This is a genomic window from Enterobacter cloacae complex sp. ECNIH7 (assembly GCF_002208095.1).
GTDB lineage: Bacteria > Pseudomonadota > Gammaproteobacteria > Enterobacterales > Enterobacteriaceae > Enterobacter > Enterobacter cloacae_M.
Genome location: NZ_CP017990.1, coordinates 2,833,228 through 2,845,506, shown reverse-complemented (window position 1 = coordinate 2,845,506; position 12,279 = coordinate 2,833,228). Strand labels below are relative to the sequence as shown.

At 56.9% G+C, this 12,279-nt stretch carries 11 protein-coding genes; 6 read left to right on the top strand and 5 right to left on the bottom strand.

The annotated features are described in order from the left end of the window. Window position 1 precedes the first annotated feature (1 nt). Both WM95_RS13995 and WM95_RS13990 read left to right on the top strand, forming a co-directional pair. Window positions 2–484, top strand: coding sequence for an L-2-amino-thiazoline-4-carboxylic acid hydrolase (locus tag WM95_RS13995; protein ID WP_063409402.1), 483 nt, complete (start codon window positions 2–4; stop codon window positions 482–484). Next, on the top strand, window positions 481–1,707 hold the full coding sequence (locus tag WM95_RS13990) for a Zn-dependent hydrolase (protein ID WP_063409403.1): 1,227 nt from the start codon (window positions 481–483) through the stop codon (window positions 1,705–1,707). Before WM95_RS13995 ends, WM95_RS13990 begins: the two co-directional genes overlap by 4 nt. Window positions 1,708–1,746: 39 nt before the next feature. Here WM95_RS13990 and WM95_RS13985 read toward each other — a convergent pair whose 3' ends face one another. Next, window positions 1,747–3,630: a potassium transporter Kup gene (locus tag WM95_RS13985; RefSeq protein WP_063409416.1), complete on the bottom strand. Its 1,884-nt coding sequence runs from the start codon at window positions 3,628–3,630 to the stop codon at window positions 1,747–1,749. 77 nt (window positions 3,631–3,707) lie between these two features. Further along, window positions 3,708–5,195, bottom strand: a complete 1,488-nt coding sequence (locus WM95_RS13980; protein WP_063409404.1) for an MFS transporter — start codon at window positions 5,193–5,195, stop codon at window positions 3,708–3,710. Between the two features lie 116 nt (window positions 5,196–5,311). Between WM95_RS13980 and WM95_RS13975 the strand changes: the two genes are divergently transcribed. Further along, on the top strand, window positions 5,312–5,905 hold the full coding sequence (locus WM95_RS13975) for a TetR family transcriptional regulator (protein ID WP_063409405.1): 594 nt from the start codon (window positions 5,312–5,314) through the stop codon (window positions 5,903–5,905). Window positions 5,906–5,963: 58 nt separating this feature from the next. Here the strand turns inward: WM95_RS13975 and nhoA are convergent, their stop codons facing one another. Further along, the gene (nhoA, locus tag WM95_RS13970) at window positions 5,964–6,809 is read right to left on the bottom strand and encodes an N-hydroxyarylamine O-acetyltransferase (protein WP_088544809.1); all 846 of its coding nucleotides are present in this window, start codon (window positions 6,807–6,809) and stop codon (window positions 5,964–5,966) included. Window positions 6,810–6,917: 108 nt separating this feature from the next. Here nhoA and WM95_RS13965 point away from each other — a divergent pair, with 108 nt between their 5' ends. After that, window positions 6,918–7,490 (top strand): flavin reductase family protein, encoded by a 573-nt coding sequence (locus tag WM95_RS13965; RefSeq protein WP_047741939.1) that lies wholly within the window; start codon window positions 6,918–6,920, stop codon window positions 7,488–7,490. Window positions 7,491–7,525: 35 nt separating this feature from the next. Here the strand turns inward: WM95_RS13965 and fusA are convergent, their stop codons facing one another. Next, window positions 7,526–9,625: an elongation factor G gene (fusA, locus tag WM95_RS13960; protein WP_023311955.1), complete on the bottom strand. Its 2,100-nt coding sequence runs from the start codon at window positions 9,623–9,625 to the stop codon at window positions 7,526–7,528. Between the two features lie 160 nt (window positions 9,626–9,785). Between fusA and WM95_RS13955 the strand changes: the two genes are divergently transcribed. Continuing rightward, window positions 9,786–10,088, top strand: coding sequence for an ArsR/SmtB family transcription factor (locus WM95_RS13955; RefSeq protein WP_045354132.1), 303 nt, complete (start codon window positions 9,786–9,788; stop codon window positions 10,086–10,088). Window positions 10,089–10,157: 69 nt separating this feature from the next. Here WM95_RS13955 and WM95_RS13950 read toward each other — a convergent pair whose 3' ends face one another. Beyond that, entirely contained in the window at window positions 10,158–10,613 is a 456-nt protein-coding gene (locus WM95_RS13950; protein ID WP_023311957.1) for a GNAT family N-acetyltransferase, read from the bottom strand. 164 nt (window positions 10,614–10,777) lie between these two features. Here WM95_RS13950 and pdxR point away from each other — a divergent pair, with 164 nt between their 5' ends. Further along, entirely contained in the window at window positions 10,778–12,256 is a 1,479-nt protein-coding gene (gene pdxR / locus WM95_RS13945; RefSeq protein WP_063409407.1) for a MocR-like pyridoxine biosynthesis transcription factor PdxR, read from the top strand. Window positions 12,257–12,279 lie beyond the last annotated feature (23 nt).

Sequence of the window (12,279 nt, the reverse complement as noted above, 5' to 3'; positions counted from 1 at the left end):
GATGAGTGATAATAACGAGCTGGGCATTCTCGCCCGCCGCAAAATTGAAGCAGAAATTATCAAGCCAATTTATGAAATCCTGGTGCGCGAGATAGGGAAAACCCGCGCCCAGGCGGTCATTGGCGAGGCCATTGAGCAGGCCGCGATTGACGCAGGCAAAGCGTTTGCCAGCAAAGAACCCAACGGTACGGACGTCAAGAGCTTCATCGCCCTGCAGTATCTGTGGGAGAAAGATAACGCCCTGGACGTGAAGGTGATCGACGCCGACGACCAGCAGTACAACTACAACGTGACCCGCTGCCGCTACGCGGAGATGTATCACGAGATGGGGCTGGGCGAGATTGGTCATCTGCTCTCCTGCGCGCGCGATGAAAAATTCATCGTTGGCTTTGCGCCGGACGTGAAGCTGACCCGCACGACCACCATCATGCAGGGCGGCGCGTGCTGTGATTTTCGCTACCGCAGCAGTAAGGACAAGCCATGATCCGCGTTAACGCCGAACGGCTGTGGTCAACGCTTGAGATGATGGCGCAGATCGGCGGCACGCCCGCCGGCGGCGTGACCCGTCTGGCGCTGAGCGAGGAAGATCGTATTGCGCGTAACCTGCTGCGCGACTGGGCGCTGGTCGCGGGTTTCACCTGCGACGTCGACAGCATGGGCAATATGTTTATCCGTCGCGCGGGGAAAAACCCGCAGCTTGCCCCGGTCATGACGGGTTCACATGTGGATACCCAGCCGCTGGGCGGTAACTACGACGGGGTTTACGGCGTGCTGGCCGGGCTGGAGCTGCTGCGAACCCTTAACGACCATAACGTTGAAACTGAACGTGACGTTGTGCTGGTGAACTGGACTAACGAAGAAGGCGCGCGCTTTGCGCCGGCCATGCTCTCTTCAGGGGTCTGGACGGGACAGTTTAGCGAAGCGTACGCGCATGCCCGCGCGGATAACGAAGGCACTACCGTGGGCGAAGCGCTGGAGAGCATTGGCTACCGGGGTGAAACCCCTGCCCGTTCGTTTCCCGTTCACGCCTGCTACGAACTGCACATCGAACAGGGTCCGATCCTGGAAGATGAAGCCATTGATATCGGGTTAGTCCGCGCGGCAATGGGCCAGCGCTGGTTTACCCTGACGCTGGACGGATTTGCCGCCCACGCGGGCACGACGCCGATGCACAGCCGCCGCGACGCGCTGACTGCCTTCGCAGAGCTGGCGCTGAAGGTGGAAGAGATTGGCTACCGGCATGCGCCGGACGGACGCGCGACGATCGGTATGGCGAAGGTTACGCCAAACTCGCGCAACGTTGTGCCGTCCCGCGTGGAATGCAGCGTTGAGTTTCGCCACCCTATGCAGCAGGCGCTTGAATCCATGGAAGCGGCGCTGCATAAGGTTGCTGAAAGCCTCAGCCTGCGCGGCGTCGCTGCTGCCGTTGAGCGCATTTTTGACTACGCGCCCATCGCGTTTGATGCCGAATGCCTGGCGCGTTCGGAGAAGGCCGTGGCGGAACTGGGCTATTCGTCGAAACCGATGGTCTCCGGTGCGGGACACGACGCCTGCTATGTCAGCAAAATGGCGCCCGCCAGCATGATCTTTATCCCCTGCGTGAAAGGCATCAGCCATAACGAAGCGGAGAGGATCTTGCCAGAATGGTCGGAAAAAGGGGCGAACGTGTTATTGCATAGCGTTCTGTCCGCGGCCCTGGAGAGATAGAACGGTGCGAAAGCAGAGGAGCTCTGCTTTCGCCAGCGTCTACACGGCAACGCGTCGGCTGATTTCGACAACCCGATCGCTGGGAAGGTGATAGTGGTTGATGACGTGCGTGCAGTTGCGCTTCATGAACGCAAATATGTGCCGTTGCCAGGCCGCCATGCCTGCCTCACCCTCGCCTGCCACAATGGTTTCATGCCCGACATACCAGGTGGCGTCGTCCGTGGCAAAAAGTACGTTAATCTCGCTGACACCCTGCAGCAAACGCGGGATATCCGGGTGTTCCATAAAACCATACTGCGCCACGCCGTGCCAGTAGCCCGGCGCCCGCTGCTCTACCCTGATACGTTGCTCTTCCCCCACATAGGGCACATTCAGAATATCAATGGTAAGCGACAACACGTCCTGCTGTAGCGCCCGGTTTCGCGCGACGTGCCAGCGCATGACCGGCGGAATATTGTTCTGTGTCCGGGTCAAAAAGACGGCGGAGCCAGCCACTCTCGGCACCGTCTTTTGCTGAAGCTGGGCAAAGAACGCATCCACGCTGACGCCCTTCTCGCCCACCGATGCGGATACCGCCTTGACGCCGCGGTGCCAGATCAGCATCACCGTACAAATCGCTGCGGCCATCAGCAGCGGAATATAGCCGCCCTCCAGGACCTTAATCAGATTGGCAAATAAGAAGGTGGCATCAATCACCAGGAAGCAGAGGGCAATCACCGCGCTGCTGGCCAGGCTCCAGCGCCACACTTCGCGCATTGCCACAAACAGCAGCCCCGTGGTCATCAGCATGGTTAACGACACGGCAATGCCGTACGCGGCGGCGAGCTTATCGGAGGATTTAAAGAACACCACCAGCCCGATGGTTACCCCCATCAGCAGCCAGTTGATTATCCCGATATAAATCTGACCGTAGCTTTCCGCCGCCGTCTGCTTGATGCGTAATCGGGGTAACCAGCCAAGCTGTATGGCCTGGCGCGTCATGGAAAAAGCGCCGGTGATAATCGCCTGACTGGCGATTATCGTCGCCAGAGCGGCAAGAACGATGAGCGGAACCTGGAGCACAGGCGGACAGAGCGTGTAGAAAAGGTTTTGCTTGCTGTCGGCACCGGCCAGAATCAGCGCTGACTGGCCGGCATAGTTGAGCAGCAGCGAAGGAAAGACGATGCCGTACCAGGCAAGCCAGATCGGCTTTTTGCCAAAATGCCCCATGTCTGCATAGAGGGCCTCGGCACCCGTCACGCAGAGAAAGACGCCGCCCAGGACCAGAAAACTGGTGTACCCGTTCGAAAACAAAAACGCGATGCCGTACGCAGGGTTGAGGGCCAGCAATACCGACGGGTGTTGAACGATCCCCCGCACGCCCAGCGCAGCAATCGCCAAAAACCAAACCGCCATAACCGGGCCAAATATTTTCCCTATGCGAGCGGTACCAAAAGGCTGAAGAAGAAACAGCGCCAGCAGGACCGCCACCGTCAGGGGCAATATGTACGGCTGAGATTCAGGAATGACCATCTCCAGCCCTTCAAGAGCAGAAAGCACGGAGATAGCCGGGGTTATCGCGCCGTCACCGTAAATTAAAGCGGCGCCGATAAGGGCGGAAAAAATAACCCAGCGCCCGCCTTTGCCTTTCTCCACCAGAAGCGACATTAAGGCCATGATGCCGCCCTCGCCATGATTATCAATTCGCATGGCAAAGGCGGCATATTTTATGGACGTTACCAGGATGAGTGTCCAGGTAATCAGGGAGAGCAGGCCCAGGATGACGCCGGGCGTAGGGTCATGCTCAGAGAGCGACAGCACCGTGCGGAAGGTATAGAGCGGGCTGGTGCCGATATCACCAAAAACGACGCCCAGCGCGCCTCCTGCAAGCAGGGTTAACCGGGAGAGCGGTTGGGACGGTTCACTGCTGTGGCGAGGGCTCATATTTTCCAGCAAGAGTCAGATAATCCTTTAAAAAACATAGCCCATCTGCCCCACCCGCGCCAACCGCGCGCCCTGTATTACTGCGGCTTGGCCTTCGCCAGGCTAAACCAGATCCCCACTGCCAACAGCAGCAGCATTCCGCCCGCGCTGCCCAGCGCCACGCTGTGCGAAGTGATAAACGCGCTTTTCGCCGCCTCAATCACCGACTCCGCCAGCGTCGGGGTCAGATCCTGCGCCACCTTCATCGCCTCACCAATGGATGACGAGGCTTTATCTGCGAGCGAGGCGTTCAGCCCCTGCGGCAGGTCAATCGACGCCGAGAAGCTGCGGGTCAACAGCAGACCAAAGATGGCGATCCCCAGCCCGGCGCCCAGCTCATAGGACATGGTTTCAATCGCCCCTGCGGCGGCGGCCTTCTCTTTCGGCGCAGCGGCCATAATCGCCGAGGTCGAGGCCAGCAGCGCGCTGGCGGCGCTGAAGCCGAGCAGAACCATCAGGGCAGAAGCCAGCAGCTGCTGCGTGCTGAAGTCGAGCATCGACAGGCCGATAAAGCTGACGGCGCTGAGCCCCATTCCGCCAGCCGCCACAATGCGCAGACCGAGACGACCCACCAGCACACCCGCGATCGGTCCGCTAAACCCGCTCGCCACCATCAGCGGCAGCATGAACATTCCCGCTTCAAACGGCGTAAAGCCATGAACAAACTGCAGCTCCTGGGCCATCAGCAGCTCAAACCCGACCAGGGCTATCATGGCGGTCATCGCCATCACCACGCCGCTCAAAATGATGCGATGGCAGAACAGACGCATGTCGATCATCGGCACGCGGGCGCGGAGCTGAATACGCACGAAGATAAACAGCAGCACCGAGCCGATCACCAGCGCGGACGCGACCACCCACGGCGACAACGCGCCTTTTAACGCGGTTTTGGCGCTGTAGACCAGCAGCAAAACCGCCACAATCAGCATAATGGCATGGCTGATATTCAGCGGCTGCTCCGGACGCCCCTGCTGAGGAGGCACCAAACGCGCGGCCAGCGAAACCACCACCAGCACGATCGGCACGTTGATTAAAAAGACCGATCCCCAGTAAAAATGCTCGAGCAGCATACCGCCAATCAGCGGACCAAACGCCGCGCCACCGGAGCCCACCGCAGCCCAGACGCCGAGCGCAATATTCCGATCCCGCGCGTCGATAAACAGCGTGCGGATCCCAGCCAGCGTAGCCGGAATAATCATCGCCGCGCCGATTGCCAGCGAGGCGCGCGCCGCAATCAGCCACCCTGCTGAAGGGGCAAATGCTGCCGCCAGCGACGACAGGCCAAACAGCGTGCTGCCAATCATGAGCAGTCGTTTAAAACCGATGCGATCACCCAGGGCGCCCATCGGCAGCACCATTCCCGCCATCACCAGCGAGTAAATATCGATGATCCACAGCAATTCATTGCCGCTGGCGCCCAGCGTCATGCTCAATGTCGGCGCCGCCACGTGCAGCACCGTCGCGTCGATCGCCACCGGGATATACACCAGCACGATAATCACTAACGCTAACCACTGACGAAACATAAATTTCCTTTTCTTTTAAAACATGGACACATGTCCAGGATGCGATCCTACGTAAAGTTGAACGCATGTCCAGCTTTTTGTTACACTCGTTTCATTCCCATTGAGAGTGAGTAAACATGCGATATCTGAGCAAGGATGAACGGCGGGAAGCCATCTTACAGGCCGCCATGCGCGTGGCGCTGGCTGAAGGACTGGCTGCAATGACGGTACGCCGTATTGCCGCCGAGGCCGGAGTCGCCACCGGCCAGGTACATCATCATTTTACGTCCGGCGGCGAACTAAAATCGCTGGCCTTCGTACGGCTAATTCGCGAGCTGCTGGATGCGGATGTCGCGGGTAAACAGGCCGGCTGGCGGGAACAGCTTCATGCCATGCTCGGCAGCGATGACGGGAGGTTTGAGCCCTATATCCGCCTGTGGCGTGAGGCGCAGATCCTGGCCAGCCGCGATGCCGACATCAAAGGCGCCTATGTGATGACCATGGAGATGTGGCACCAGGAAACGGTGGCGCTTATCAAAGCGGGAACGGAGGCCGAGGCATTAAATCCGGGCGATCGGGCGGAAAATATTGCCTGGCGCTTGATTGGTCTGGTGTGCGGTCTTGACGGAATGTATATCTTAAACATGCCCGAAATGGACGAAGCCGCCTTTAACAACCATCTTGATAAATTAATCACGCTCGAGTTGTTTAATACGCCGTCTAAGCAGTGATATTGCCGGGTAGCGGCGACGCCTTACCCGGCCTGCGTATTATTTCCCGGCCTGCGTATTATTTCCCGGCCTGAGGATGTGTATCAAACCCTGCCATCACCGCCGTCAATTCTGACAGTGTAAAGCCATGCTTCGGATCGTCAACCCCAAGACCAAAGCGCTCCTGCATTAGCTGGTATAGCGCCGCAGCGTTGGGAAGATGGATCTGCTCCTCCACATGGCCGTTCCGCCAGTGGGTAAAGTTGAAGTTGGTCAGCGTCAGCTTGCCGCCGTCCGGCAGATGGCGACACATCAACAGATGATGGCGGAAATGCGAGTGCGGCCAGTGCGCCGACCAGAAATTCCCCATCACGTAATCGCTGAAATACTGCCTCGTCAGGTCAAACTGGTACATCGACTGCCAGTGCTCGTGGTGCCGGAACTGCAGCACCCAGTCGTTCCCCTCGCTCAGCAGACGATACAGCCCGTGCGGCGTCTCCTGTTCTTCATTAGCGAGCAAGCGAATCGGCGCCGTCAGCGTCTGGCCTCCAAAGCCGACGTCGGCAATCCAGCGCTCACCGTTAAGCTCAACCAGCAGCAGGCGGTGCGTGCGCGGCGGCATTTGCGGCGGATTCGCTAATACCACGCGCCCCAGCACGCTACGCACCGTAAACCCGACTTCACGCAGGACGCGCTCGAACAGGCCGTTTTGCTCAAAGCAGTACCCTCCGCGACGTGCGGTGACCAGCTTGTCGACCAGGCACCGATCGTCAAGCTGGATTTCGCGAGGCAGAACAACATCAATATTCTCAAAAGGGATCGCACAGTTGTGATGTAAATGCAGCGCGCGCAGGGTATCGATATCCACCCGCGTCGGTTGCGCCCAGCCGATGCGGGCAAAATAGGCGGTCAGAAATGGGGACATACATCAGTTTCCTTTGATTGAGATGTTCTGTTTATAAACTAATTTTACGCATCCACTTTGATTTACGTGCTTTTTCGTCATACTCATCGGTGTAGATGAGGAGATCCTATGAGCCACTTTCGCCCTGTTGAATTACGTCATGCCAGCCGTCTGCTGAACCACGGCCCTACTGTGCTTATCACCAGTCGGGATGAAAGCCTCGACAGACGCAATGTGATGGCCGCCGCATGGTCAATGCCCGTTGAGTTTGAACCGCCGCGCATCGCAATAGTCGTGGATAAAAGCACCTGGTCGCGCGAGCTGATTGAGCGCAGTGGAAAATTTGGCATCGTCATCCCCGGCGTGGCGGCGGCCAACTGGACTTACGCGGTCGGTAGCGTCAGCGGGCGCGATGAGGACAAATTCAACTGCTACGGGATCCCGGTGGTGAACGGTCCTGAACTTGGCCTGCCGGTGATAGAAGAAAAATGTCTGGCGTGGATGGAGTGTCGGTTATTACCCGTCACCTCAGCGGCAGAAAAATACGATACGCTGTTTGGTGAAGTGGTTTCAGCGGCAGCCGATGAACGCGCGTTTGTCGCCGGACGCTGGCAGTTTGACGGGGATAAGCTGAATACCCTGCATCATCTTGGGGCCGGAACGTTTGTCGCGAGCGGGAAGATGGTGAAGGCGCCGGATTGAGAAAACCCTCCCCCTACAGGGAGAGGGTAACCGTATTACTTCGCACGCCGCGCAATAATCTCATCCGCAACATTCCGCGGGGCTTCCGCAAAATGATGGAACTCCATCGTATACGTCGCGCGTCCCTGGGACATCGAGCGCAATGTCGTGGCATAACCAAACATCTCTGCCAGCGGCACGTCAGCGCGAATAATCTGGCTTCCGTACTGCTCCGCCATCCCCTGCACCATGCCGCGGCGGGAAGAGAGATCGCCCATGATGTTACCGGCGTACTCTTCCGGCGTTTCCACCTCCACGTGCATGATCGGTTCAAGGATCACCGGGTCCGCCCTGCGGGCGCCCTCTTTGAAGCCGAGGATCGCCGCCATGCGGAACGCCATCTCCGAGGAGTCAACGTCGTGATACGAGCCAAACGTCAGCGTCGCTTTGACATCGACAACCGGATAGCCCGCCAGCACGCCGCTGTTCATCGCTTCCCGCAGCCCTTTCTCAACGGACGGGATGTACTCGCGCGGCACCACGCCGCCCTTGGTGGCATCTTCAAATTTAAAGCCACTTCCGGGCTCCAGCGGTTCCAGGCTCAGCACCACATGGCCGTACTGCCCTTTACCGCCGGACTGACGAACAAATTTACCTTCGATATCCTTCACCGTTTTACGCAGGGTTTCACGGTAGGTTACCTGTGGGCGGCCAATATTGGCCTCGACGCCAAACTCACGCTTCATGCGGTCGACGATGATCTCAAGGTGTAGCTCACCCATCCCGGAGATAATGGTCTGGCCGGACTCTTCGTCAGTATGCAGGCGAAACGATGGATCTTCCGCCGCCAGACGCTGCAGCGCGATCCCCATTTTCTCCTGATCGGCCTTAGTTTTCGGCTCGATCGCCAGCGAGATAACCGGGTCCGGGAACTCCATGCGTTCAAGCGTGATCACTGCATTAGGATCGGTGAGCGTGTCGCCGGTAGTCACATCCTTCAGCCCAACGCAGGCCGCGATGTCTCCGGCGCGCAGTTCGTCCACCTCGTGACGATCGTTGGCATGCATCAGCACGATACGCCCGATGCGCTCTTTCTTCCCTTTCACCGGGTTATACACCGCGTCACCTTTGCGCAGCACGCCAGAGTACACGCGGATAAAGGTCAGTTGCCCTACGTACGGATCGCTCATCAGCTTGAACGCCAGGGCCGAGAACGGCTCATCATCGCTCGGATGACGCTCCGCGTGCTGCCCTTTTTCATCCACGCCATCAATCGCCGGCACGTCCAGCGGCGACGGCATGAGCTCAATGACCGCATCGAGCATGCGCTGCACGCCTTTATTTTTGAACGCGCTGCCGCACAGCATCGGCTGAATTTCACCCGAGATGGTGCGAATACGTAGCCCTTTGATAATTTCCGCTTCCGTCAGGTCGCCCGTTTCCAGGTACTTATCCATCAGTTCATCGCTGGCTTCCGCCGCCGCAGAGACCATTTTTTCCCGCCATTCCTGGGCGGTACTGACCAAATCGTCCGGCACGGGCGCATAGGTAAACACCATGCCCTGCGTCGCATCGTCCCACAGAATGGTGCGCATCTTGATGAGGTCCACCACGCCGGTGAAATGATCTTCTGCGCCCACCGGAATGACAATCGGCACCGGATTGGCCTTCAGGCGCTCCTGCATCATCCGCACGACGCGGAAGAAATCGGCACCCGCACGGTCCATTTTGTTGACGAAGGCCAGTCGCGGAACGTGATATTTATTGGCCTGACGCCAGACGGTTTCCGACTGCGGCTGCACGCCTCCCACGGAGTCATACACCATCACGGCGCCGTCGAGTACGCGCATGGAACGTTCCACCTCAATGGTGAAATCCACGTGCCCCGGGGTGTCGATGATGTTAATCCGGTGCGGCTCATAGCCTCTGTCCATGCCTGGCCAGAAGCAGCTAACCGCCGCGGACGTAATGGTGATCCCGCGCTCTTGCTCCTGCGCCATCCAGTCAGTGGTTGCCGCGCCATCGTGTACTTCACCCAGCTTGTGGCTCATCCCGGTATAAAACAGGATGCGCTCGGTGGTGGTGGTTTTACCGGCATCGATATGCGCGGAGATACCGATGTTGCGATAACGTTCGAGAGGGATGGGTCGGGGCATGATATTTCCTTAAGTCTTATGACTTGTCTGTGACGACCAGGATGGTCGTGCATTCGTTCGTTTGCTATAATAGTCCTATTGTACGAGTATTATCGAACTATTTTTTAACGGTTGACCTATTGTTGATATAGCTCAATCTGACGCCAAACGCAGGAAAACGATGATCCCAAACCACCCTGAAACTGAACAAATACTGCTGGAAAATGTGCTGTTTGCCCTCGGCAATCCGCTCCGGCTGTCGATTATTCGCCGGCTCGCCGATGGCAGCGAACTCAGCTGTAACGCGCTGCGCCCGGAGGATGTAGTAAAGTCGACAATGACGCACCACTGGCGCGTTCTGCGCGACAGCGGCGTGATCTGGCAGCGCCCGCAGGGGCGGGAGAACATGATTTCGTTGCGAAGAGAGGATCTGGATGCCCGTTTTCCAGGGCTGATGGAGATACTTTTACAGGCCAAATCATAAGGGCATGCCTGTTTTTTCCTGAAAAATGCCCCGTACATATTTGAGGGGGCATTACGTCAGCGAAGGGATTTATCTAACCTGCATACGATATTCAATCATTCCACTTTTCTTCGCAATCCAGTCGTACAATCGTTGCCCGCGATAGTTGGCTTCATGCGTATGCCAGTAAAGGTGGCTGGCGTGATGTTTTCTCGCTTCTCTCTGAACATATTCTATTAACTGTTTGCCAATATGTTTGCCCCTTACGGCTTCGCAGACGTATAAATCTTCGAGGTAGCAGTAATCGCTCTCAGCCCAGGTCGAACGATGAAAGAGATAATGCGCAAAACCCACTACGTCTCCATTACATCGTGCAACCACGCAGAATAGCGGCTCAACGGGGCTGAAAAATCGTTGCCAGGTTCGTTCAGTAATTGCCCCGGACAGATCGACGTTGTAAAACGCCTGATATTTTCCCCATAGTGGCATCCAGCTTTCAAAATCACGTTCTTTAACTGCCTCAATTATTACGCTCGTATTATTCATATTGCCTCTTTGGTCACCCGTTTATTCGTTTCAGGAAGAGTGTATTCGCTGAATGGCACGTTTTGCCCCGCCAATTCTCGCCATCAAGGCAGACCAATTTTTCATCCTTCTGCATGCAATATTGCTTTAGAATCAAAAGACACACAGGAAAAGTGGACAACGTAATGTTTAAGCACGCACAGCTTGAAACGGTTAAGGCATGGATTATCGACCCCGCTAACGGATCGCTACCGCTTCATGAAAGGATCCAGAGAGCAATACGGACGCTGATACTGGAAGGGGTATTATCTCACGGTAAGGCCCTTCCTGCCTCACGCGCTCTGGCAGCTTCTCTCTGCGTTTCCCGGGATACCATTGAAGCGGCCTACTCCAGCCTGCATGCCGAAGGTTTTATTGAGAGACAAACAGGCAGAGGGAGCTTCGTCTCTTCCAGCGCACGTTTTTTAAAACCCCGTCCTCGACAGCATCAGCCAACCGCTGAGATACGAAAAGCAAAACTCAGCGTCCGGGGAAAGATCGTTTATGAAAGCGGCGGGATCCGAGAATTTTCCTCCCCTCGCCCCCTTGCGCCCGGCATTCCTGAAACCCGCATGTTTCCCATTCCGATCTGGGAGCGTCTTCAGCGACAGGTCCTGAAGGAGTTTCAGCACCAGGCGTTAGAGCAAAGTCCCCCACAGGGTATAGAGCGCCTGCGACGGGCAATTGCGGAATACGTCAATCTTGAGCGCGGAACGCGTGCGAGGGCAGAACAGGTCATCGTTCTGACAAGTTCTCAACAGGCGCTTGCGCTCTGTTCCCACGTGCTGATGGACGCCGGTGATGGCATTGTCATTGAAGATCCCTCCTATCAAGGGGCGCACAAAGCGTTCAACGCTGCAGGGCTTCGCTGTATTCCGGTTCCTCTTGATGAAAAAGGCATCTCGGTTGACGGTCTTAATTCTCTGACCGAGCCTGCCAGGGCGATCTACCTGACGCCTTCTCATCAGTACCCTACCGGGGTGACGCTCTCTCTTGACCGACGACTGGCAGTTGTTAAATGGGCAAACCGTTACGGAGCCTGGATCATTGAGGACGACTATGACAGTGAGTTTCACTACGAAGGCAAGCCTATGGCCAGTCTTCAGGGGCTTGATACTTCCAACCGGACAATTTATATCGGCACGTTCACCAAGTCTCTGTTCCCTGGGCTACGTATTGCCTACACCATCGTTCCCTCAGAACTGATAGAGCCCTTTACCATGGCGAGGACATTAATGGATGGTCACACCGCCTCAATAACCCAGCTGACGCTGGCTAAATTTCTGGAGGGGGGCCATTTTGGCGCCTATGTTCGTAAGATGCGGAGTATTTATGTTGCTCGTCGCGACGCGCTGGCAAGCATGATGGACGAATATCTCTCCGAATATGTTACCTGTGAAACGCCTGCGGGGGGAATGCAAATGCCTTGTCACCTGAAGCACGGCATATCCGAGAAAGAAATAGCCACCGCCGCCCGCCGCGCGGGTGTTGATATACTTGGTCTTACCAATTTATATGCATGTCCTCCCGCGTCCACCGGTTTTTTGATGGGATTTGCTGCTTACACGGAAAGGGAGATAGAAGACGCTGTAAAAAAACTGGCCGCAATTTTCCGTCATGTTTGATGCCGTCGACCGGTCAGCGGCGA

Excerpts from the sequence above, each read along its gene's own strand:
- fusA (WP_023311955.1), bottom strand. The coding sequence starts at position 9,625 with ATGCCCCGACCCATCCCTCTCGAACGTTATCGCAACATCGGTATCTCC.
- WM95_RS13980 (WP_063409404.1), bottom strand. The coding sequence starts at position 5,195 with ATGTTTCGTCAGTGGTTAGCGTTAGTGATTATCGTGCTGGTGTATATC.
- WM95_RS13950 (WP_023311957.1), bottom strand. The coding sequence starts at position 10,613 with ATGAATAATACGAGCGTAATAATTGAGGCAGTTAAAGAACGTGATTTT.
- WM95_RS13955 (WP_045354132.1), top strand. The coding sequence starts at position 9,786 with ATGATCCCAAACCACCCTGAAACTGAACAAATACTGCTGGAAAATGTG.
- WM95_RS13995 (WP_063409402.1), top strand. The coding sequence starts at position 2 with ATGAGTGATAATAACGAGCTGGGCATTCTCGCCCGCCGCAAAATTGAA.
- WM95_RS13985 (WP_063409416.1), bottom strand. The coding sequence starts at position 3,630 with ATGAGCCCTCGCCACAGCAGTGAACCGTCCCAACCGCTCTCCCGGTTA.
- pdxR (WP_063409407.1), top strand. The coding sequence starts at position 10,778 with ATGTTTAAGCACGCACAGCTTGAAACGGTTAAGGCATGGATTATCGAC.
- WM95_RS13965 (WP_047741939.1), top strand. The coding sequence starts at position 6,918 with ATGAGCCACTTTCGCCCTGTTGAATTACGTCATGCCAGCCGTCTGCTG.
- WM95_RS13975 (WP_063409405.1), top strand. The coding sequence starts at position 5,312 with ATGCGATATCTGAGCAAGGATGAACGGCGGGAAGCCATCTTACAGGCC.
- nhoA (WP_088544809.1), bottom strand. The coding sequence starts at position 6,809 with ATGTCCCCATTTCTGACCGCCTATTTTGCCCGCATCGGCTGGGCGCAA.
- WM95_RS13990 (WP_063409403.1), top strand. The coding sequence starts at position 481 with ATGATCCGCGTTAACGCCGAACGGCTGTGGTCAACGCTTGAGATGATG.